This window comes from Pseudoalteromonas sp. BMB (assembly GCF_001709235.1).
Lineage (GTDB): Bacteria > Pseudomonadota > Gammaproteobacteria > Enterobacterales > Alteromonadaceae > Pseudoalteromonas > Pseudoalteromonas maricaloris.
On record NZ_MBQA01000207.1, the window covers coordinates 26,666 to 47,499 of the forward strand.

Here is a 20,834-nt window from a genome sequence, read left to right on the forward strand (position 1 = left end):
TAAATCACCAAGACAATGCATGGCGCACAAAGAAACCGCACCCAAAGGTAGGCGCGGTGGTTGGGATCATTCAGGGCTATTAGCAAGTTGGCTCTGAATGTAGTTTGGTAAACCAATTAGTTTGATTAAATTGATATGTTGTTCAAGCCAATAAATGTGATCCATTTCGGTGTCATCTAACAGGGTTTCGAGCATTTCACGGGTAACATAATCTTGCGCTTGCTCACACACTGCTATCACCTTTTTCAAGTGATCTTTTACCAGTATTTCCGCAGCCAAATCATTTTCTAGCATTTCTTTCACGTCAGTACCGACGTGGATCGGCGCACGAGAAGCGGTATCTGGCGTGCCTTCCAAAAACAAAATGCGCTCCGTGATCCGCTTAGCGTGATCAAGCTCTTCTTCATATTCGTGAGATAACTTATGGTGTAGCTTCTCCAGTCCCCAATCTTCATACATTTTGGCATGAGCCAAATATTGATCCATAGAAGAAAGCTCAAGCGTAAGTTGTTTGTTGAGTAAGTCGATAACGGTAGAATTGCCTTGCATAACTTACCCCTCAATCTGCGACTGCAGATAGTTTTCAATGCCGGTATTTTTGATTAAGAAGTGCTGCGTTTCGAGCCAATCCACATAGCCCTCTTCATATTCAAGAATGTCTTCTAGTAGCTCTCGACTAACATAATCCTGTTCGTGTTCACACAGCGCAATTGCATCACGCAATGTCGGAAGCTGATCGAGTTGAAACGCTAAGTCGCACGCCATCATCTCTTCGGTATGCTCACCTATTCGTAACTTTTCTAAATGCTGGAGGTTTGGTAACCCTTCAAGGAATAATATGCGCTCGATAAGGTCATCAGCTTGCTTCATGTCCTTGATAGATTTTTTATATGCTTTCTCGTTTAGCTCTTCAAGCCCCCAATTTTTGTACATTCTTGCGTGTAGAAAAAACTGGTTTATCGATGTTAACTCTAGCGTAAGCACTTGATTTAACGCTGTTATGACTTGCTTATTACCCTGCATAGGGCCCCCTAATAATGTCGAGTGACGCCCTATAACCCTAGTTCAATATTTATTCTTCGCAAGATTAAATAAAAATAACAGTTTTCTTAATATACCCTTTTAAAATAAACAACTTATAAGAGTATTAATAACAATTTTCATTACATTTAGAGTTTCATTTCTTGAACGGCTTGTATTTAATCAGAACTCAAAATGAGAAACTTGCTAAGTTATTGAGATTTATAAAAGCAGCTCCGGCTGCTTAACTCATCTGCTTTTTAACATCCAACCCTAAACGCTTTGCCAGTCGAACTAAATTTGCTCTATCCATTTCCAGCTCTCTCGCAGCTGCCGACCAATTTAACCCATGACGTTCCATCGCGTTAACGATCATGTCTTTTTGTAGTAGCTCGACGGCGAATTTCATGGCGACAGGAGGTGTTTTCTCTTGCGTGGTAAGGCACTCAGCCTGCTGAATTTGTTGATTGTGTTTTGGCGCGATATCTATGTCATGGATCTCAATGATATTAGCCTGCCACTGTTGATGCTTAGCTTTTAACGCTGCACGACTGACACAATGTTCAAGCTCTCTGACATTGCCCGGCCAGTCGTAATGCATTAATAGGCTGAGTGCTTGCCTATCCATCACCACTTGTTTTGCGTTGAGCGTGCCTCTTAGCTGCTCTAAAAAGAACCCAACCAGCAGCGGGATGTCATCTAGCCTTTCGATCAGTGGAGGAACAAATAAAGGATACACACTCAAGCGATGATAAAGATCAGCCCTAAATTTTCCGCGCCTCACCTCTTCTTTTAAATCACGATTAGTCGCAGCAACCACTCTAACATCGACAATATGAATGTGGTCAGCACCTACCGCTTGCACCTCACCGCTTTGCAGCACACGTAATAGTTTGCTCTGTAAAGTCAGACTCAGTTCGCCAACTTCATCCAAAAACAGCGTGCCGCCGTCCGCGGCTGCAAATTTGCCTAATCGGTCTTTATCGGCCCCGGTAAACGCGCCTTTTTTGTGACCAAAGAGTTCGCTTTCTGCTATCGAGTCAGGAAGTGCCGCACAGTTAATTTGTACGAACGGTTTGTCATTTCGTTGGGAGTTAAAGTGTACGTGTTTTGCTACTAACTCTTTACCCGTTCCTGTATCACCTTGAATAAGCACATTAAATTCAGAACCAGCAACCAGTTCAATTTCTGATTTAAGCGAGTGCATCACCGCACTCTCTCCTACCAAGATTTGCTTTTTAACGGACTTTTGGGATTGAGTAAGGGTAGATGCACGTGCTTGCTCATAGAGGCACTCAGCTTCAAACATACGTAATGCACTACTTGAGACAATTGCTTGTAGGGTTTTCATATAAACCTCAGACAAGTGCTCAAAGCTATCAGGTTTAAGACAATCGAACGTCATCAATAAGGTGCTACTTTGCAGCGCGACCTTAAATCCCATACAGGCATGCACTGGTAAGCGACTTTCTTCGGCGAGCAACAGACCATCGTAAGGGTCGGGTAAGTCGCTATTGGCAGGAAAACTAACTAGTTCGTCAGACTCGAAAATGGACATCAATCTAGGTTGCTCTGTAAGCAAAAATTGCCGCCCAACAGCGTCCGCACTCAACCCATTGCAAGCTAGGATAGTTAATGCATGCTGATCGCCATAAAGAATGGCGATGGCATCAGCGGTAACAGATTGACTCAATGCTGAAAGCAAGGACTTAGCGTATTGCTTAACCTCGCGGCCCTCTTGCGCCAACGAAAGTCGTGATAACGACATACTAAGCTCAAGCAATTTGGAGAGCGCTAACGAATTCATGTCAAAAAGACTCAACTTATTCAAATAAACACTAATTAAGATATGTCAATTTGACTCAAATATCAATAATAGAATACTAATACAATGATTTATATAGTATTTTAAAGTTGGCGTGACACCTGCAACGTGCAGTCTATATATCAACATTCGCAGAGTTAACGATGAGCCGTGCATACCAACTTTTAAGATATAGCAACATCGCCATTTTCACTTCTCTCGCAGCGTTTATGCTGTCACTGCAAGTGAGTTTTTTTAGCGTTGAAAGCTTCAGCCTCTTCTCACAAATTGCAGCACATATTAGTACTATCGTATTGGCCGCCTTGATTAAGCTCGCCTACGTCATCCGCCTTGTTTGTCTATACCACCTAGGTTTGGAGGTTAAATAAATGAGCTTAATCCAACTAGAAGAGCCCAGTCCAAAAGCAGTGTGTTGGTATTTACCATCTACTTGGCCCGTGTTGATGCTCGGCTTTAGAGCGCTATTTTTACTCGCGGGGTTATTCGCTGTCGTGAGCATTTCTGTATGGGCTTTATTGCTCAATGGCAATGTTGTTTGGCGTAATGGCTACCCAGCGACCTATTGGCACGCCCACGAGATGCTGTTTGGCTTTGGCGGTGCTGTCGTCGCCGGATTTTTGCTAACCGCAGCAAAAAATTGGACGCAAAGACAGACATTACATGGTGGCGCACTGCTGTCACTCTGTATTATTTGGTGTGCCGCTAGGCTGAGCTTTTTTGTGGCAACTCCATCAATCATCATCACCTTGCTACTACAACTAAGTTTTTGGCTCATTATACTATTCAACTTAACGAGCGTAATTGTTGATGCAAAATCCAAAAACAATCGTGTTTTTATTTTTGCTGTAAGCATGTTGTGTGGCTGCAACATCGTATTTTTAATTTTACTTCACAACCAGCACTTCTCATTACTAAGCGCTGCAAGCCAAGCAACACTTATTGCTTACATGCTGTTGATTGGTGTGGTGGGTGGCCGCGTTATTCCGTTTTTTATTGCCCGAGGATTGCAGCAAGCACAAAAACCACATACTCCAAGGTTAGACAGAGCGATCTTTTACTTCGCCATCATCTGCGTTTTCACCTATATCCTGCAGTTTACAATACCCAATACTCACTATTTAAGTGCTGCACTACTGCTCCTTGGGCTACTGCACTCGATAAGAGCAATTTATTGGTTTAACGGTAAATTATTTAGCGTACCGCTGCTTTGGTCACTGTACCTGTCATATTGTGCAATCGCAACGGGTTTAATAATTAGCGCATACAACAATACCTTTGCACCTGAGTATTTACGTAGCCACCTTCACTTAGTGGCAATTAATGGCATGGGATTAATGATTTTAGCCATGATGACTCGCGTTACCTTGGGCCACACTGGCCGGCTATTACAGGTAGGCACGACAACTACACTGGCATTTATCTGTATCGCGATATCAGGTCTTATCCGCGCCTTCCTTATTCATTTTATAAACCCGCACAATGCATGGCTGTTAAGTGCCGTGGCTTGGGTTTTTGGTTTTATGCTTTTTTCCATTACCTTCGCGCCCATGCTGATAAAAAAGCGCGTCGATGGGCGAATAGGTTAACTCTACTCTCAAACTGGAGATATTAATGCTTACACACAATACGATTGAGTTGGTAAAACAAAGTGCACCGCTATTGACTCAGGTCGGTCCCGAGATCACCGCCAAGTTTTATCATCGGATGTTCAATCAACACCCAGAGTTAAAAGGGGTATTCAACCAATCCCATCAGGCTTCGGGAAAACAGCCATTGGCACTATTTTCAGCATTAGCGGCCTATGCCAATTACATTGATCAACCAGAGGTACTCAGTGACGCCATTTTACGTATCAACCATAAGCACGTTAGCCTTGGGATTTTACCGGAGCAATACGCTATTGTTGGCCAGCATTTGATTGCAACACTCAAAGCCGAGTTCAGCGAGCAATTCACAGACGAAATAGAGCAAGCTTGGCTTAGTGCCTACCAGTTTTTAGCCGATTTATTTATCACCGCAGAGCATGGCCTGTATCAAACCGCGCTTGAGCAGCAAGGTGGGTGGCAAGGAACTCGTGAATTTACAATTGAAAAGGTGATAAGCAATACTGAAAATATTAAAAGCTTTTATCTCAAGCCTGTCGACGGTAAAGCCCTACCTCATTACCAAGCTGGACAATTTGTTTCTGTCTTTGTACCAAAAGAAGTGGCAGGGTTTCAGCAGATCCGCCAATACTCTTTGTCTGTTGCCCCCAATGGTTCGTACCTTAGGATCTCTACTAAACACGACGGTGCAGTATCGCAATATCTTCATACACTTAAGGAGGGCGACACCCTCAAGCTCACTCCACCAGCTGGAGGCTTTGTCAGACAACACACAGCCAGTCCAAAGGTATACATTAGCGCAGGGGTTGGAATAACCCCTATGCTTTGCATGCTTGGTGTTCATAGCCAACATTCACCTGAAGTCGAAGCGCATTTTTTACACGCGAATAAAACTCACAGTGACTTAGGTTTCAACAAAGAAATCAATGAGCTTGGTAGCAATATCCAAGATTTTAATGTGGTTACTTGGTTGGAGTCAGAAGCCGAGGGTACGCATTCTGGACTGATGGATATCAACGCAATCAAAAATGCTTTGCCGCTCACAGACGGAGAGTTCTACTTATGCGGCCCGGTTGCCTTTATGCGCTTTATCAAAACCCAACTGCTGAATATCGGTGTACAAGCCGAGCAAATATTCTATGAGGTATTTGGTCCTCACGAAAACCTTCCAAACTAACGAGTTAAATTTGGCGCCCTAATACTGTTAGTATTAGCCGGCGCCTTATATTTTGCTCTGAATTAAAAAGTCGGTAGACTTGGAGAATGAATACTATTGGTATAAAAGCGTACTTGAAGGACAACAATATGAGCGCAATTTCTAGTATCTTAGTAGTCTGCATGGGTAATATCTGCCGCTCTCCAACTATGGAGGCGGTATTAAAGCATAAACTCGCAGCAACAGAGTTAACAATCCATATCGATTCCGCTGGCACCATTGGCTATCATCAAGGTAACCCTCCAGATCCACGAAGTGTCGCGGCAGGCAGCGCAAGAGGGTATGACTTTTCAGGCATATCTGCGCAGCAAGTAAAACCCAGCGATTTTGAAGATTACGACTTAGTTTTGTGTGCAGACAATGCTAATTACCGCGATCTACTCTCCATTTGTCCTAACGACTTAGCGCATAAAGTTCAGCTGTTTTTAGCGTTTGGTGACATGACTGAGCATGAAGTGCCTGATCCTTATTATGGTGGTGAACGTGGCTTTGAACATGTGCTTGATTTAATCGAAGCCGCCAGTGAAAACATCATTAACAAAATTCGCTTATCGACAAGGTGAAATTAACTCGCTGGATCGGTACCAAACAAAGCGGTAAAAAGACCTTTTTCAGAGGCGCCGCTATTGTTAGATTTAGACTTAGAATTTCCGTTCGAGAAATTAGCTCAGGACTTACAAACCACAGGCATTAGTATTTTGCCAAATTTCGTCAGTCCCGACATTTTATCCAAGTTAGAATTGAGAATAGCAGAGCTCAGCAATGACGACTTTAAGCAAGCTGGAATTGGTCGTTTAGCCTCTCACGAGCAAAATAAGAAAATTCGCAGAGATAAGATTCATTGGTTAGACACCAGCAATGAGTTGGAATCTGTTTGGCTCAACTACATGGGCGAGCTAAAGGCCTATTTAAACAGACGGCTGTTTATGGGACTCTTTAGTTATGAAAGCCACTTTGCCATTTATCCTCCAGGGGCGTTTTACAAAAAGCATATGGACGCCTTTAAGGGAAAGACCAACCGAATTCTGACCACGGTATTGTACTTAAATCAGTCTTGGGCGTCAGACAATGGCGGCGAACTAGTTGTTTACAATCCCGATAATCACGACGAGATACTCACAACGGTGCTGCCAAGTTATGGCACGCTAGTTACCTTTTTAAGTGATGAATTTCCTCATGAAGTACTGGTTGCCAACGAAAAGCGCTATTCAATTGCAGGGTGGTTTAGGGTTAACGCCAGCATTAATCATTCGATTGATCCACCAAAATAATTGATGAGCTCAGTCTTAAGTTTATTATCCTGAGTAAACTCAGGATAATTTGTTCGGTAACCGAATTTCGACGCACAAACCTTTACCTTCGCGATTATAGAGGCTGATCTTACCGTTGTGTGCTTCCACAATTTCTCTGCACAGCGCTAAACCAAGCCCTGTTCCTGACGCTTTGGTAGAGTAAAATGGAATTAAGGCATTCGCCATCACGGTGTCACTCATGCCTTCGCCTCTATCGAGCACCCAAATATAAGCTTCGTCGCTGCGCTGCTCAGATTGAACACAGATTTCCTCTATCTCAGAGCCAGACTCAGTCGCATTCTTTATCAAATTAATAAGTAACTGTTCTAACTGTGTCGTGTCCGCCTGTAATTGCGTTTGATTAAGCTGATATTGGAATGACCAATGGCTTTGCAGCCGCTCACACAAAACCTGCAAATCCACAGTTCCAATGTTTGGCAGAGGAAGTTTGGCGAACTTACCATAGCCCTGAACAAACTCGCTAAGGTGCACAATGCGCTCTTCTATCGTCGCAAAGACTCGACTTAACCTAGGTTCATCCACGCGTTCAGCCAAGATCTGTCCGCTGTGCAGCATAGATGAAATAGGCCCTAATGAGTTGTTTAACTCATGGCTAATGATGCGGATCACTTTCTTCCAAACTTGCACTTCTTGGCGGCTCAACTCTCGAGTGAATTGCTTAAAAATATATAATTTGTGAAAGTGGTTGTTGAGTAATAACTCACCGTTGGCGAGATGCCACATTTGCGACTCACCACTGCTGTTTTGTATTGAGAACAAGCCATCAAGTTGGTTATTTGCAGCTTGATGAAGTTCATCGGGAACTCCGGATAACAACCTACTAAAACGCTCACCTTCAAGGCGATGCTCACAGATAAAAAACGTTTTTGCACTATTGTTGGCAAATACCACCACATCTTGTGAGTCGACGAGGACGAGTACCTGAGGTGACGACTCTAGCACTTTATCAAGCATCAGCTCACGCTGATAAATCCATTGTTTTTCATCTCTCAACTGCTTTGCTGTTTCATTGAATAACTGACACAGTCTACCGAGTTCATTGTTAGCGTTATAGGTAATGGACGTAGAAAATTCGCCATCCTTAAAATTCATCAAGCCGACTTCTAGCGCCTCCCACCCCGCTTTGTTTTCACGCATTAATAGTTTATACAACAGTAGTGCAACACTGACGGATCCCACTACTATTACAATGAAACCACTGTGGTCATCGAGTAAGAACCATAAAGGAACAAGGCCAATAATAATACTGATGGCAATGATTAATGCGTGTTGCTGCGAGGTCGTCATTATTGTCCTTAATATTCAATGCCAAACTTTTGCAAGCGACGATAAAGGGCTTGTCTACTCATGTTGAAATGTCGTGCTACTTTCGCAATCACGCCAAGATGAGTCTTGAGCGCCTGCTCCAATTCTTCTTTACTGGGTTCTCGTATGGTATGTGATACGCTAACTTGTGCTGTATATGCCTGCACATCAAGCCCAAAATCCTTCGCACTGAGCTCGCCATCTGGATTCAATACTGCCGCCCGTTTACAGGCATTTTCAAGCTCCCGTACGTTACCAGGCCAAGGGTGTTCACATAATGCTTGCTGGGCATCCGAAGCAAGCCCTCTTGCAGGTAAAAAATGCGCGACCAAAGGTAAAATATCATCTACTCGCTGTGACAACGCGGGTAAGTTTAGCTCGATGACATTTAAGCGATAATATAGATCCTCACGGAATTTCCCCCCTCGAATATCCGCCAGCAGATCCGCGTTTGTTGCTGAGATGACACGGACCGATACTTTTTTTGTCTCGACTGAACCTAGCCTCTCAAACTCGCCACTTTGCAAAACACGTAGCAATTTTGTTTGCCCTGGAAGAGGTAAATTACCAATCTCATCCAAAAATAACGTGCCTTTATCAGCAGCTTCAAAGCGACCAATACGCTGCTTATTCGCACCGGTATAAGCACCGCTCTCAGCACCAAATAACTCAGCTTCGATTAAGTCACTTGGGAGCGCGCCTGCATTCACTTTGACAAACGGTTGATTTTTTAGTGGTGAGTTCGCTTGAATGATCTCCGCGATTTTTTCTTTACCGCTACCATTTGGACCGGTTATTAACACTGATACATCAGATTTGGCGACTTGCAGCGCCATATCTATGACTCGCTGCATGGCCACCGATTTATACACAAACCCGCATAAATCCGCACCTTGATTAAACTGTTGGCGTTCTTGTTCAGCCCGTTCAAAGTTTGCAACTTGCTTATGTGCCTCACCAAGCGCAACGAGGTTTGCAATCGTGGTGAGTAACTTTTGATCGTCCCACGGCTTAGCTAGATAGTCTGCCGCTCCGGCTTTTACCAGTTCAACCGCCGTGGTGAGCTCAGTCCAAGCCGTTAATAGGATAATAGGGAGTTTTGCATTTAGTGCTTTCAATTGGTGAAAAAGCGCAGCCCCCTCCTCTCCGGAGGTGGTGTCTGCACTAAAGTTCATATCTTGGATAACTAGTGCAATTTGCTGAAACGACACCACTTTAATTGCTTCTAACGGTGAGCACGCGGTAACCACTTGATAATCATGCAGCTCTAGTAACAATGACAGTGCATCAAGTACTGCGGGGTTATCATCCACAATTAAGATTTTATCCATATGATTTTATTCTTGTTATTACATGTTGCCACTTACCTATACTAGCACAACTAATACAAGGCAAGTTAGAGTAATGCTAATCAGGCTACTCACACAACCTGATTAGCATAAGGGTTATACACTTCTTGTCGCGATACTCGGTGAAATGTTCGCCGCCTTCTTAGCAGGAAAAATTACTGACGCGATACAAAGCACGATAAGCCCAAGCGCCGTTATCAAAATATAACTTACTTCTAGCGGCGGCACTGAATACAAAGACATTAGCTTTTGTCCTAGGAAAATCGTAGCCACAGTGCCAAGTACTAAGCCAATTGCACAAACAATGAGGTTTTCTACCACAAAGTAACGAACAATTGCAGACTTGCGCGCCCCCAAAGCTCTGCGAGTACCTATCTGTTTAGTACGTTTGCTGATATTAAACTGAGTAAGACCAAATATTCCCAGCGCCGTCACGACGACTAATGCGGTGATGAGCACTAGCAACATTCTTAGCATCAATAAGTCTTTAGAATTGTACTTTCCTTTCACCTCATCAAGCCCTTTAATGCCTGTGATCACACGACTAGGATTTTCTTGAAGCAGCGCCGACTCTATTTTTTTCATTACTTCGCCACGCAAACTCGGATCGGTGCGAACTAAGAAATCTTGAAATCCATTCGCATTCACCATAGGAAAAATAATTAAGCGTTCAGCATTTCTAAAACGCGGCCAAGCATTAGTCATACGCTCAACAATCCCCACGACTTTTAACGGGCCACCACCATAATAAATCGTTTCGCCCAATCCTTTACCCTCACCAAATATCTCGTCCGTAAAAGCCTTACTGGCAATAACAACATCTGGTTGCTTAGCGTATTCACTTGAGATCAAGACATCTCCAGATGTGAAATCACGGCCTTCTATCAATTTTACACCCAAGGTACGGATCACTTGTTCATTGGCGTATAAATGCCCCGAGTTTGTATGTTTACCATCGTCTTCTGGGGTTAAGCTGAATCCCGAATTGCTGCCTCCTCCTGAAAGCGGAACCGAGCTCACTCCCACGGCTTCTATAACTCCAGGGATACTTTTTAGTATTCTCTCATCAACGATAAGCTGCTGGTTTGCATCTATCTTGTCGTCAAACGACATGACACTGAAGGTGATTATCGACTCTTCAGGGTAGCCAGTTGGCTTATTGAGATAGCTGACGCGTTCACTAATAATGGACAGCGAATTGCTGACAATTGCCAACGTCAAGGCAAGTTGCAGGATAGCAAGTAGAGCACCAACTTTAGAGCGCAATAACGCATTGATAATGGGTTTTAATTCCAACATGGGACTCTCCTTATTGCACTTTTAGATAAGTAGCAGGTGATGTTTTACACACTATCCAAGCTGGGTAAAGCCCTGCAAGAATACAAGTCACAATAGCGATGCTCGGCGCTGCTAACAGCATAGAGACATCCATCGTTGCAAGACTTTCGTAGACATGGCTAGTTCTGCGGATCCCCCATAAGCCAAGCTGAGCAAAAGCTATCCCTATCACTCCCCCCATAAAACCAAGCAACGCCACTTCAACTAAGTGTTGGTAAAACACTTGCGTTTTACTTGCACCAAGCGCTCTTCTTACGCCAACATCAGGGGCACGTTTAAGAAATTTCGCAAGTAACAATCCAAGAATATTGGCTAAGCAAACAGCAAGGAACATAAAACTTAAACCAATCATGACTTTGTTATCTTCACTAACCACATTATTGTACTCAAGCCATTCAGTGACATTTCGAAGTGAAAATTCTCGTGTTTTACGGTTAAATCTTCCCAAATCTTGTTGGGTTTGGATGTAATTATCTAGTTGTGTTGCTAACGCTTGTTGTTCTTTATCATTCTCTAATTCAACCCAAAACTGAGTCCAAAGCATTTCTGAATTCATTTTGTCCGTGAAGTTGTTAATCTCTTCCCTCTTCCAACCATTTGTATTTCCCCAAGTATCAATCTCATAAGCTGCCGCATGACTGAAGGGAATGAAGATACGTTCGGCATCAGCAAACGCGCCATTGTTTAAGTCATACATTTTAACGTTTGGCTGCCACTCCTTAGTTACCCCTACTACTTGATATCTTCGCTGCGCTAAATAAATACTTTCTCCCACCACATCACTGCGGCCAAATAACTTTTGTGCGATAGTTTCGTCAATAACAGTCACTGGTGCAGCATTGTCTGCTTGGCTTTGACTCCACACTCCACCATACAAAAAACTCAACTCAAACATGGCGAAAAACTCTCGGGTTATTAGCCGTGTCGTTTGCAACATGGGGCTCACTTCAGGATTGTTTACATGAACTGCAAAACCAGATTTAAACATCGCGACTTTTTTGTCGATGTTTAGCGTTTGATACAGATTTTTCGCATCTAAAAATGTCAGCTGAAAGGGAATATCATCAGCTGAATGATAGGTTTGTCCCTCATCCATCACTTGTAGCTGTACAGCATAGAGTTTGCTACTTTTGCTTGGAATTGGATCGGCGGACATCATGTGATACACAGACAAACTCACCATAGTGACGCCAATGCCAATGGCAATAGCCAGCGCCATTAGGCTAGTCGCAAGCGGCGTGGCTTTTAGGCTACGCCAGGCTAAATCAAGGTAATGGGCAAACATAACTTACGCTCCCACCTGAGATTTCAACGCTTGTGAAGCCGCACCTTTACCTTGATACAAAGTAAAATCCGCAACCTGTCCATCTACAATCTGGATGTTTCTTGGTGTACGCCTTGCAAGCTCCGGGTCGTGGGTAACCATTACTATCGTTGCACCGTCACGGTTAATTTGTTCTAGTAATTCCATCACCTGACGCGCCATTAAACTATCTAAATTCCCCGTTGGTTCATCGGCTAGTAAAAAGCGTGGCTCACCAGCAAGCGCTCTTGCGATAGCCACACGCTGCTGCTGTCCGCCGGACAACTGTTGTGGCAAGTGTTTTGCGCGGCCAGCAAGGCCAACTTGCTCGAGGCAGTTTTCAATTCTGCGCTTGCGCTCAGCCGCCTTGACACCACGATAGCGTAATGGCACTTCAACATTTTCGTACAAGTTTAAATCTGGGATAAGGTTAAAGCCTTGAAAAATAAAACCGATTTTTTGGTTTCGCAGATCAGCTCTTTGGTTGTCGTTGAGCTTGCCAACATCAATTCCATCTAGCATATATTGACCACTAGAGTACCCTTCTAGCATCCCAGCAATATTTAAGAAGGTCGTTTTACCTGAGCCTGAAGGACCTGTTACCGCGATAAACTCTCCTTCATTTACTTGCAGGTTAAAATCTCTGAGTGCGTGTGTTTGCACCATATCAGTTTGGTATACTTTGCCGATATTATTCATAACTAACATTATTATTTTCCTTCTTATCTTAATAAGATGCTGGGCGCACGTTCGAATGCGTCGTAACTACTGATGATGATTTGATCGCCTTGCTTTAAGCCATTTAGCACTTCAACTTCACTGATGCTTGAGGTACCGGTAGTGATCTCAATTCGCTCAGCGATATCACCACTTAGTTTGTAAGCAATGTGTCCACCTTCACTCATAAAAGCGCCACGTTTGACCATTAAGGTGTTTTCTTTGTGCTCTAGTAAAATCCGAGCAGACAAACGTTGATTTTGTCTAATGCCATCAATGTTTTCGTCCGAAAAGCGTACTCGAGTGGTGACTTCACGGTTATTTACTTCTGGAGAAATCGCAGATAACACGCCAGAAATATTTTGGTTGCCAATCCTAAGCTCGACAGCCATCCCGAGCCCAAGCTCTGCCGCATAACTTTCAGGAACCTGCAGCTCGGCTTCATAAGCACTTAAGTCAACGAGTTTCATCAACCCCTGATTGGCATTAACAAGCGCATTTTGATCAACTAATAAATTACCGACTATGCCTGAAACCGGCGCAATCACATCTAAACTTGCAACTTGACGTTTTAATTCTTCAACAATTAAACGTTGCCGCTCAAGCTGATTCTCAACAGATTTAAGTTCAAAGGCCAAGGTATCTTTGCCTAGCGCAACTTCTTGCTCTGCATGATTGAAGTTTAATTTTGCCCGCGCGAGGTCGTCTTGCGCTTCTTCTAAATCAATTTGGCTGATGAGGTTTTTTTGGATAGATAACTGAGCTCGTCGGTCCTCTCTATCTGCCGCTAATAGTTCGACACGAGCAAGATCTAAGGAGCGATTTAACGCCAAGTTTTGACGTCTAACATCTAACTTTTTCCCTTCAAGCTCACCACTCAGTCTTTGCAGCTCCGCTTCTTCTTGTTGGAGCCGGTTGGTTAAAGTTGGACTTTTGACTGTGGCTAGCACTTCACCTTGAGTCACGCTATCACCCGCTTTAACCTGTAAAGAGACATAACCCTGCTCCGGACTGTAAATTTGTGGTGCATTTGCAGCAACGACAAAACCTGTGGCGGCAATATCGCGGGTAAACTCGCCGAAAGTCACGGCTGCAATTTGCACTCTATCTTTGGCCACGGAGCTACTAGCATTTGGCCCACCAAACACGACTTGTGCACTAAGCGCTGCAATAATGACAACACCCGCTATTACAAGACCGAGCTTCTTTTTAGATTTACCAGTTTGGAGCACTTCGTCTTGTCCGCTTGTGTCTTTAATCATAATGATTCTCCTCGAATTAACGAGTCAAATACCGCCACAACCGTTGCTACAGCCAACATCATCAAGGGTGAAATTAAAAAAGCAGTACTTAACCACATAACGTATCTTCTTTATTAGTTTGTATGCAGCAAAAGAGGCGAACTTTGTGCCAAAATTTAAAGCGTTGATTTTATTGATTTATTTTATTTTAGAAGTGGATAAAATATGTCCGCGGACGGAAAAAGTGTCCGCAGCGGACACTTCTTCACCTAAAGTTATAGCGCTATAGGTGTCAGTCGCCACATTTCTGCATCTTAATATATCGACTGAAGAGATAACTTGAGGATTGGATAGATAGCGAACTAACTGATTTCTTTAAGTTCAGATTTAATAATTGGAGAGTGCATTAACCAGAGTTGAATCAAATTAGTGGCAAATTTATAGTCGCTCTGGTGCCTTTACCGATAGTAGATTTTATGATCAGTTCACCACCGTGAGATTTGATGATATTAGATGCGATAGTTAACCCAAGTCCCACATGCTTTTCTGAAGCTTTAGTGGTATAAAACGGATCAAATACTCGATGTACCAGCTTATCCGCAATCCCCTCACCACAATCGAAGATATCGATAGAGAGTGTTTGATCCTCAACTTTCGTGTTGATTTTAATGGCCTTTCGCATTCTACCCGTACTTTCTAAAGCGTTCTTTATGAGGCAGTAAATACTGTGTTCTAGGAGTGCTGGGGCACAGTGCAACTCAAACCGCTCTCCTTTTTCAAATTCAATCAAGCTCAAGTTTGTACCATCCAACTCCAAATTAATCATCACAGAATCCATAATTTGAGAATAGAATTCTACTTGCTGAAACTGAGTTTGATTACTCTCAAAAAACACACTCAGTTCTTTAACAATCAGTTGAATTCTGTCGAGTCCCGAGTGCATTTCAGCCATCACATCATCACTTTCACTCAAAGCCCAGTTTAGTTGATACTCTTTTTCCAATTCACTCAGCGATTTTGCACACTCAGGCGAGAGTTGCGAGTTATTTGCCAAAAATTGCCAAGCTCGATACAACTTAACCAACGAACTTTGTACAAACTCTAAGTTACTTTTTAAGTACGCAAGCGGATTATTTATTTCATGGGCTACACCCGCAGCAAACTGTCCTACTGAAGCGAGCTTTTCTGATTGGATCAACGCTTGCTGCTGCTCAGCAATACGGTTATATGCCTCTCTTAAGGCATCATTTGACGATTCAAGTTCATGGGTGCGCTGCTTGACCTTTTCTTCCAATCCTTCGTTAAGTTTGGTTAGTTCATCGGTCAACAACTCAAGTCGATTTAAATCTCGATAAGAGCGCAGCGAGCTGGTTAACATAGTGAATAGACGAGATTTTGTGAGGTCAGTTTTATTTTTATAGTCATTGATATCATAACGCAGCATGACTTCATGTTCAGGTACACTGCCAGGCTGACCGGTGCGCAGTACTATTCTCACGTTATGATAGCCAAGCTCTTCACGTATGTATTGCGCACATTCTAAGCCCGCTTCTTCACTTTCCATAATGACGTCGAGTAAAATCAATGCAACATCATCTCGATTGCTTAAAATATCAATCGCTTCTTTTTTGCTATAGGCATGAAGTAACTCAAGCGGTTTTAATTCAAACCGATAAGCCGTTAACACAAGTTTAGTCACATCATGCACTTCAGGTTCATCATCGACAATCAACACGACCCAAGGAGATGCACACTCGTCTAGGCTTTGTTCATCAGGTTCTGAAACGTTTAAGAAAGATAATGGCTGCTGCTGACTCATTAAAATGACACCCTTACTCCTATTTCTTAAGGATGGTACAAATCCGCAGGTTTACCAAATTATTCGAACCAGAAAATGGTATATATTTAGCACTATGGTAGGAAGAAATACTGAGTGACTATAGAACGGGATCTGTACTGTAAAGAAGCCACTCTTCACAGTACATCAGGTTTGAATATACTTATGCGCTTAGGGCATCCTTATAGTGTTTTCTACAAAGAGAAACATACCTATCGTTACCACCAATCACAACTTGATCGCCATCCGCAATAGCTTTGCCGTGCTCATCGGTGCGAAGCACTCGGTTTGCTTTGCGACCGCAGTGACAGATGGTTTTTAGCTCAATCAATTTATCTGCCCATGCCAGCAAATATTGCGAGCCTTCAAACAGCTCACCACGAAAGTCCGTTCTAAGACCATAGCATAATACCGGGATCCGCAGTTCATCGACGATATCCGCCAGCTCTGCGACTTGAGCTTTTGTTAGAAACTGGCACTCATCTACCAATACACAGTCAATTTTATTCTCGGTATGAGCAGACATCAGTAGTGCTTTCACATCTGTTTGGCTTTCAAAAACTTGCGCCTCAGCCTCTAAGCCGATACGCGACGCTACTTTGCCCACACCAGCACGATTATCAATTGCAGCGGTGATAATAAACGGGCGCATGCCTCGCTCTCGGTAGTTAAATGCCGACTGCAATAAAGTCGTAGATTTACCGGCATTCATTGCCGAATAGTAAAAATAAAGCTGAGCCATAATAGATATTTCGAAATAAAAATTCGCGCTAGTTTACTGACTAACGATTAAAAGATCTATTGCTTATCCATTTGGGTGGTTTGTGAACGTAAATACTCACTATATAAGGTGTCGAGGTTAATAAGCTGACTTGCACGCCACACTTTCCAGCTTAACTCAGGGTGCTGCTGATAAAACTGCTCAGAAAATGCCATAAAACCAAACGACGTTTCTAACGGTGGAAAAACCGCTTCTAAGTGGTTAAAGGGGGGTGATAATGTGATTGGCATATTACCGATTTGGCAAAGACCTATGGTCGCATCAAGTAATTCATTTTCAACCAGGGCAATAGCATGCTCCAACGAGTCGGTTTCAAATATGGAAAAATGCTTTGGCATACTTTCTCGAATAGCATAGCCACGAGGGACTGCGAGTTCTATTTCTTTGCTCAGATTTAATGTTGCTTTATTGGTTTTGCTTTTGAGTAAACAAGTGCTGATCCGATTAATTGCATATTGCTGTGCAACAGTGCCATCGGGGTTCTTTGGATATGCCATTAGCCCTTCTCTAGACGCTCGATGGCTTGCCACCACGGCATCAACTTTACCATTTTCCAGCTCATGCAAACAACGGCTCCATGGCTTTCGAGCATAAGTGAAGCTCACCTCTTTTACGTGCTCGTCAAGCTGTTGTACTATCTGGATCGTGACGCCTGGATTTGCCGATGGCACAGTTTGTCCTGCACCATGGATAAAGGGTGGAGCATGTTTATCTTCATAACAAAAGCGAACCTCTGTTGCCATACAGGCCCACGAAGTAAAAACGCAAAAAACAATAAATAGCAGTCTCAACATTCACTCCAAACATATAGTCAATCGAAATAACAACGATTAACCACTAGTATACTCTATTTTTTGAAGCTCACTCCCTCATGTTGTAACAACCACTCTTTCGCTTCAAGTCCGCCAGCATATCCTGTTAGTTTGCCATTTGCACCAATAATGCGATGACAAGGCACGATGATACTAATTGGATTTTTGCCGTTAGCAGCGCCAACAGCACGGACAGCATTTTTGTTTCCTAAGCGCTCAGCTATCCAACCATAACTATGCGTTTCACCAAATGGTACTTGTGCCAACACCTGCCAGACTTGCTTTTGAAAGTGCGTACCATCCACATCAAGTACCACATCAAAGCGTTGGCGTTTGCCAGCAAAGTATTCTGTTAACTGTTTTTTTGCCATTTCTGTATGCCGATTTTCCCCTTGCTCATAGCGCGTTTTTGGAAAAAAACCGACATATCGTAAACCATCAGCAGACGCTTGTATTATCCACTCTCCAGTGGGCGAGGTTAATGTAGTTTCAATCATAATTGTTGCCATAGTTGAAAAGTTAAATAAGAACGAAAAGGAGCACACTTTTCGATATCTATTGTTTTTAAGGATTTTTCCATTGCCTTTTTGACCCCTAAATCACCACCCAAGTAAATGTCTGGATGACTCAATCCGCGCATTTTTGCATAGTCGACAGTCCAAGGGCCTATCCCTTTAATATTTAACCAGTCATCAAGTTCAACATGTTCCGAACCAACATATTGCTCAGCGAAAGCTTTAATAGCCGCTTTTCTCCGCTCAGGCATTTTGAAAAAGGCGAGATCACTATCAAATACGGCCTTAGGCTTAGGGAAGTAACGCATGCCATCTTCAGCTACCTCACCAAGTGTTTCAACCAATAAAGCAAGTAAGTTTCTCGCCGCTTGAACACTGATTTGTTGACCTAAAATAGCTCTCATTCCCGCTTCAAACTCACTCCAGATCCCAGGTAATCTGAGTCCCTCTTGTAGCGGCAAATCAGGTGCTGCTTCATGAAGGTGAGACTCAATAAAACAGGTATCCGCATCCAAATCTAACACCCGCCTGATCTGTGCAATCATCGGAACTAACAAGGATAAATCGGATAGCGCGATAGCCACTTTAAAGCGATGTTTTTCAGGTTCGATAGTCGCGGTGAAACGCCCTGTTTCACCTTGTATCATCACGGTTCGCCCATAACTATCTTCTGTTAACCACTCGATACCGGGCACAATTCTCATCGCCAAAAACTGCTGCATTTTGTCCCAGTTGTACGGCGGTCGATAGGACAAGTAAATCGCAATGGCAGAGCCACTACCTGCGTCTTGTCTGAGTTGACTTGGTGATAACTGATACAGCTTTTGGAATGCATCATTAAAGCGTCGCAATGAGTTAAAGCCGGCGGCAAACGCGACTTGCGTAACAGGAAGGTCACTTTGCTGTAACAGCTGCTTAGCTAAGTCACATTGCTTATAAAGTGCATATTGTTTGGGGCTGGTACCAAAATATTGATTAAATACTTTATTTAAGTAACGGACCGAAATGCCTAACCTATCGGCTAAGTCTTCTGTCGAATGACGTATTAAGGCTCCCTCGTCGATTAACTTTTTGGCTCTGACTGCGGTTGTTTCCGTGCCAAGCCATGCATAACTACCCGGTGCACTATCGGGACGGCAGCGAATACAAGGCCTAAAGCCTGCTTGCGCAGCATTGTGGGCAAATTGAAAATACTCTACATTCTTTTCTTTTGCTGCAGGTGCTGGGCATATTGGCCGACAATAAATACCGGTGCTCTTGACCGCAACAAAAAACAACCCATCAAATCTAGCATCGCGACTATTTCTAGCTTGAGAACAAACTTCTGGTGTATACATGACTTTCGCTCGTACTTCGTTTTCACTCAGTCTAATAGCTATCACTATAGCAAACTAGCCATTTTTGGTACTCAACCATGTTTGGAGTATTCATGAAAAAAGCCCACTAGGGGCTTAACTAACTGAGGAAATAAGAAAAGTACTAACCTACTGCTTGATTATATCTGCGCTCGACTTCAGACCAATTAATGACGTTGTAAAAAGCCGCGATGTATTCTGGTCGACGATTCTGATATTTGAGGTAATAAGCATGTTCCCACACATCTAAACCCAATATTGGGGTGTGCTGCTCCATGTAGGGGCTGTCTTGGTTAAGACTACTCGTCACCGCTAACTTGCCATTTTCATCTACAACTAACCATGCCCAGCCACTACCAAATCGACTGACAGCAGCGTTTGTAAATTCAGTTTTAAAGCTATCAAAACCACTGAGCTCACTTTCTATCGCTTGTTTTAACGGCCCGTCACATAAAGGCGCATAATTTGGAGTCATAATTTGCCAGAACAAACTATGGTTATTGTGCCCGCCGACATGTTCTTGCACTGCTTTTTGTAAGTTTTCAGGTAACGTTTTAATATTTCTCAGCAACGTTTCGGTGTCTTTACCTGCGAACTCTGTCCCCTCTAAAGCGGCGTTTGCTTTGTTTATATATGTCTGATGATGCAAAGTATGATGGATCTCCATCGTTTTCGCGTCGATATGTGGTTCCAGTGCATCATATGCGTACGGTAACTCAGGTAAGGTATAAGCCATTCGACCTCCAAATGTTAATGTAAAACGCGAGCATGCAGGTGCGTTACCAGCATCGCTTCGTTAATTTGATGAATAAGCTCAGGTAAGTGAGGATAGCGTTTTGCAAAATGGATCAACTCTTGTCGAGTTTTATGCAAATGATGCAAGACAATAGGCGCAAGTTCGTTGTTATATTCAAGGTAAGTTGCATGTATCTTCAGATGGATTGAGATAAGTTGCTGGCACGCTCTATTTGGCTGTTCTAGCGCAATAAAAGTGTCAGCTAGATTATGCGCGGATACCACGACAGCTGGCAAACTATGCGCTATGGCACTCATCACGACATTGTCTTTTTGGCATAATAAAAATTCATCTAAAATACCTGTTGCGAGTGTCAATGCAACTTGATATTCGTCACGAGCACGCAGAAATATTTGCGCTTGATATGCTTGATTACCAGAGAGTATTTTAGCTTGCCAAGGTGACAGCACTGAAGATAACGCGCAAGCTCCGCTGGCTAAGCGATTTGCACTAAGGTCCATGCGATTTTTCATATTCTCCCCTATTACCGAACTAGCTTACTTGTGC

Annotated in this window: 20 protein-coding genes; 4 read left to right on the plus strand and 16 right to left on the minus strand. The window is 43.2% G+C overall.

Going from position 1 to position 20,834, the window contains the following annotated elements; all coding sequences use genetic code 11:
• Window positions 1-66: 66 nt before the first annotated feature.
• The 3 genes from bfr (BB427_RS21370) to norR form a co-directional block, all read right to left on the minus strand.
• Window positions 67-549 (minus strand): bacterioferritin, encoded by a 483-nt coding sequence (gene bfr, locus BB427_RS21370; RefSeq protein WP_039491612.1) that lies wholly within the window; start codon window positions 547-549, stop codon window positions 67-69.
• Between the two features lie 3 nt (window positions 550-552).
• On the minus strand, window positions 553-1,023 hold the full coding sequence (bfr, locus tag BB427_RS21375; RefSeq protein ID WP_010374801.1) for a bacterioferritin: 471 nt from the start codon (window positions 1,021-1,023) through the stop codon (window positions 553-555).
• Window positions 1,024-1,264: 241 nt separating this feature from the next.
• Complete coding sequence (gene norR / locus BB427_RS21380; protein WP_069023133.1) at window positions 1,265-2,827, minus strand: nitric oxide reductase transcriptional regulator NorR; 1,563 nt, start codon at window positions 2,825-2,827, stop codon at window positions 1,265-1,267.
• Between the two features lie 386 nt (window positions 2,828-3,213).
• On the opposite strand from norR, the gene BB427_RS21390 reads away from it, so the two are divergent.
• From BB427_RS21390 to BB427_RS21405, 4 genes are all read left to right on the plus strand, one after another.
• Entirely contained in the window at window positions 3,214-4,431 is a 1,218-nt protein-coding gene (locus tag BB427_RS21390) for an NnrS family protein (protein WP_069023135.1), read from the plus strand.
• Window positions 4,432-4,456: 25 nt separating this feature from the next.
• Complete coding sequence (gene hmpA, locus BB427_RS21395) at window positions 4,457-5,626, plus strand: NO-inducible flavohemoprotein (RefSeq protein ID WP_069023137.1); 1,170 nt, start codon at window positions 4,457-4,459, stop codon at window positions 5,624-5,626.
• Between the two features lie 128 nt (window positions 5,627-5,754).
• Complete coding sequence (locus tag BB427_RS21400) at window positions 5,755-6,228, plus strand: low molecular weight protein-tyrosine-phosphatase (protein ID WP_069023139.1); 474 nt, start codon at window positions 5,755-5,757, stop codon at window positions 6,226-6,228.
• A 63-nt stretch (window positions 6,229-6,291) separates the two neighbouring features.
• Window positions 6,292-6,936, plus strand: a complete 645-nt coding sequence (locus BB427_RS21405; RefSeq protein ID WP_069023141.1) for a 2OG-Fe(II) oxygenase — start codon at window positions 6,292-6,294, stop codon at window positions 6,934-6,936.
• A 39-nt stretch (window positions 6,937-6,975) separates the two neighbouring features.
• Here BB427_RS21405 and BB427_RS21410 read toward each other — a convergent pair whose 3' ends face one another.
• From BB427_RS21410 to BB427_RS21470, 13 genes are all read right to left on the minus strand, one after another.
• Entirely contained in the window at window positions 6,976-8,265 is a 1,290-nt protein-coding gene (locus tag BB427_RS21410; protein ID WP_069023143.1) for a sensor histidine kinase, read from the minus strand.
• An 8-nt stretch (window positions 8,266-8,273) separates the two neighbouring features.
• Window positions 8,274-9,614: a sigma-54-dependent transcriptional regulator gene (locus BB427_RS21415; RefSeq protein WP_069023145.1), complete on the minus strand. Its 1,341-nt coding sequence runs from the start codon at window positions 9,612-9,614 to the stop codon at window positions 8,274-8,276.
• A 114-nt stretch (window positions 9,615-9,728) separates the two neighbouring features.
• Window positions 9,729-10,931: an ABC transporter permease gene (locus BB427_RS21420; protein ID WP_069023147.1), complete on the minus strand. Its 1,203-nt coding sequence runs from the start codon at window positions 10,929-10,931 to the stop codon at window positions 9,729-9,731.
• 10 nt (window positions 10,932-10,941) lie between these two features.
• Entirely contained in the window at window positions 10,942-12,255 is a 1,314-nt protein-coding gene (locus BB427_RS21425) for an ABC transporter permease (protein WP_069023149.1), read from the minus strand.
• Between the two features lie 3 nt (window positions 12,256-12,258).
• Window positions 12,259-12,981 (minus strand): ABC transporter ATP-binding protein, encoded by a 723-nt coding sequence (locus BB427_RS21430; RefSeq protein WP_039491636.1) that lies wholly within the window; start codon window positions 12,979-12,981, stop codon window positions 12,259-12,261.
• Between the two features lie 14 nt (window positions 12,982-12,995).
• Complete coding sequence (locus tag BB427_RS21435; protein ID WP_069023151.1) at window positions 12,996-14,252, minus strand: efflux RND transporter periplasmic adaptor subunit; 1,257 nt, start codon at window positions 14,250-14,252, stop codon at window positions 12,996-12,998.
• 400 nt (window positions 14,253-14,652) lie between these two features.
• A complete protein-coding gene (locus BB427_RS21440; RefSeq protein ID WP_069023152.1) occupies window positions 14,653-16,050 on the minus strand; it encodes an ATP-binding protein in 1,398 nt (465 codons plus the stop codon).
• A 181-nt stretch (window positions 16,051-16,231) separates the two neighbouring features.
• Window positions 16,232-16,810, minus strand: a complete 579-nt coding sequence (locus BB427_RS21445) for a thymidine kinase (RefSeq protein WP_069023154.1) — start codon at window positions 16,808-16,810, stop codon at window positions 16,232-16,234.
• Between the two features lie 56 nt (window positions 16,811-16,866).
• Window positions 16,867-17,592 (minus strand): amino acid ABC transporter substrate-binding protein, encoded by a 726-nt coding sequence (locus BB427_RS21450; protein ID WP_254663682.1) that lies wholly within the window; start codon window positions 17,590-17,592, stop codon window positions 16,867-16,869.
• 104 nt (window positions 17,593-17,696) lie between these two features.
• Window positions 17,697-18,158, minus strand: coding sequence for a methylated-DNA--[protein]-cysteine S-methyltransferase (locus BB427_RS21455; protein ID WP_045987656.1), 462 nt, complete (start codon window positions 18,156-18,158; stop codon window positions 17,697-17,699).
• Complete coding sequence (locus tag BB427_RS21460) at window positions 18,155-19,513, minus strand: AlkA N-terminal domain-containing protein (RefSeq protein WP_069023158.1); 1,359 nt, start codon at window positions 19,511-19,513, stop codon at window positions 18,155-18,157. Before BB427_RS21460 ends, BB427_RS21455 begins: the two co-directional genes overlap by 4 nt.
• A gap of 142 nt (window positions 19,514-19,655) precedes the next feature.
• The gene (locus tag BB427_RS21465; protein ID WP_069023160.1) at window positions 19,656-20,267 is read right to left on the minus strand and encodes a superoxide dismutase; all 612 of its coding nucleotides are present in this window, start codon (window positions 20,265-20,267) and stop codon (window positions 19,656-19,658) included.
• 14 nt (window positions 20,268-20,281) lie between these two features.
• Window positions 20,282-20,800, minus strand: a complete 519-nt coding sequence (locus tag BB427_RS21470; protein ID WP_069023162.1) for a hypothetical protein — start codon at window positions 20,798-20,800, stop codon at window positions 20,282-20,284.
• Window positions 20,801-20,834 lie beyond the last annotated feature (34 nt).

Excerpts from the sequence above, each read along its gene's own strand:
- bfr (WP_039491612.1), bottom strand. The coding sequence starts at position 549 with ATGCAAGGCAATTCTACCGTTATCGACTTACTCAACAAACAACTTACG.
- bfr (WP_010374801.1), bottom strand. The coding sequence starts at position 1,023 with ATGCAGGGTAATAAGCAAGTCATAACAGCGTTAAATCAAGTGCTTACG.
- norR (WP_069023133.1), bottom strand. The coding sequence starts at position 2,827 with ATGAATTCGTTAGCGCTCTCCAAATTGCTTGAGCTTAGTATGTCGTTA.
- BB427_RS21390 (WP_069023135.1), top strand. The coding sequence starts at position 3,214 with ATGAGCTTAATCCAACTAGAAGAGCCCAGTCCAAAAGCAGTGTGTTGG.
- hmpA (WP_069023137.1), top strand. The coding sequence starts at position 4,457 with ATGCTTACACACAATACGATTGAGTTGGTAAAACAAAGTGCACCGCTA.
- BB427_RS21400 (WP_069023139.1), top strand. The coding sequence starts at position 5,755 with ATGAGCGCAATTTCTAGTATCTTAGTAGTCTGCATGGGTAATATCTGC.
- BB427_RS21410 (WP_069023143.1), bottom strand. The coding sequence starts at position 8,265 with ATGACGACCTCGCAGCAACACGCATTAATCATTGCCATCAGTATTATT.
- BB427_RS21415 (WP_069023145.1), bottom strand. The coding sequence starts at position 9,614 with ATGGATAAAATCTTAATTGTGGATGATAACCCCGCAGTACTTGATGCA.
- BB427_RS21420 (WP_069023147.1), bottom strand. The coding sequence starts at position 10,931 with ATGTTGGAATTAAAACCCATTATCAATGCGTTATTGCGCTCTAAAGTT.
- BB427_RS21425 (WP_069023149.1), bottom strand. The coding sequence starts at position 12,255 with ATGTTTGCCCATTACCTTGATTTAGCCTGGCGTAGCCTAAAAGCCACG.
- BB427_RS21430 (WP_039491636.1), bottom strand. The coding sequence starts at position 12,981 with ATGTTAGTTATGAATAATATCGGCAAAGTATACCAAACTGATATGGTG.
- BB427_RS21435 (WP_069023151.1), bottom strand. The coding sequence starts at position 14,252 with ATGATTAAAGACACAAGCGGACAAGACGAAGTGCTCCAAACTGGTAAA.
- BB427_RS21440 (WP_069023152.1), bottom strand. The coding sequence starts at position 16,050 with ATGAGTCAGCAGCAGCCATTATCTTTCTTAAACGTTTCAGAACCTGAT.
- BB427_RS21445 (WP_069023154.1), bottom strand. The coding sequence starts at position 16,810 with ATGGCTCAGCTTTATTTTTACTATTCGGCAATGAATGCCGGTAAATCT.
- BB427_RS21450 (WP_254663682.1), bottom strand. The coding sequence starts at position 17,592 with ATGGCAACAGAGGTTCGCTTTTGTTATGAAGATAAACATGCTCCACCC.
- BB427_RS21455 (WP_045987656.1), bottom strand. The coding sequence starts at position 18,158 with ATGATTGAAACTACATTAACCTCGCCCACTGGAGAGTGGATAATACAA.
- BB427_RS21460 (WP_069023158.1), bottom strand. The coding sequence starts at position 19,513 with ATGTATACACCAGAAGTTTGTTCTCAAGCTAGAAATAGTCGCGATGCT.
- BB427_RS21465 (WP_069023160.1), bottom strand. The coding sequence starts at position 20,267 with ATGGCTTATACCTTACCTGAGTTACCGTACGCATATGATGCACTGGAA.
- BB427_RS21470 (WP_069023162.1), bottom strand. The coding sequence starts at position 20,800 with ATGAAAAATCGCATGGACCTTAGTGCAAATCGCTTAGCCAGCGGAGCT.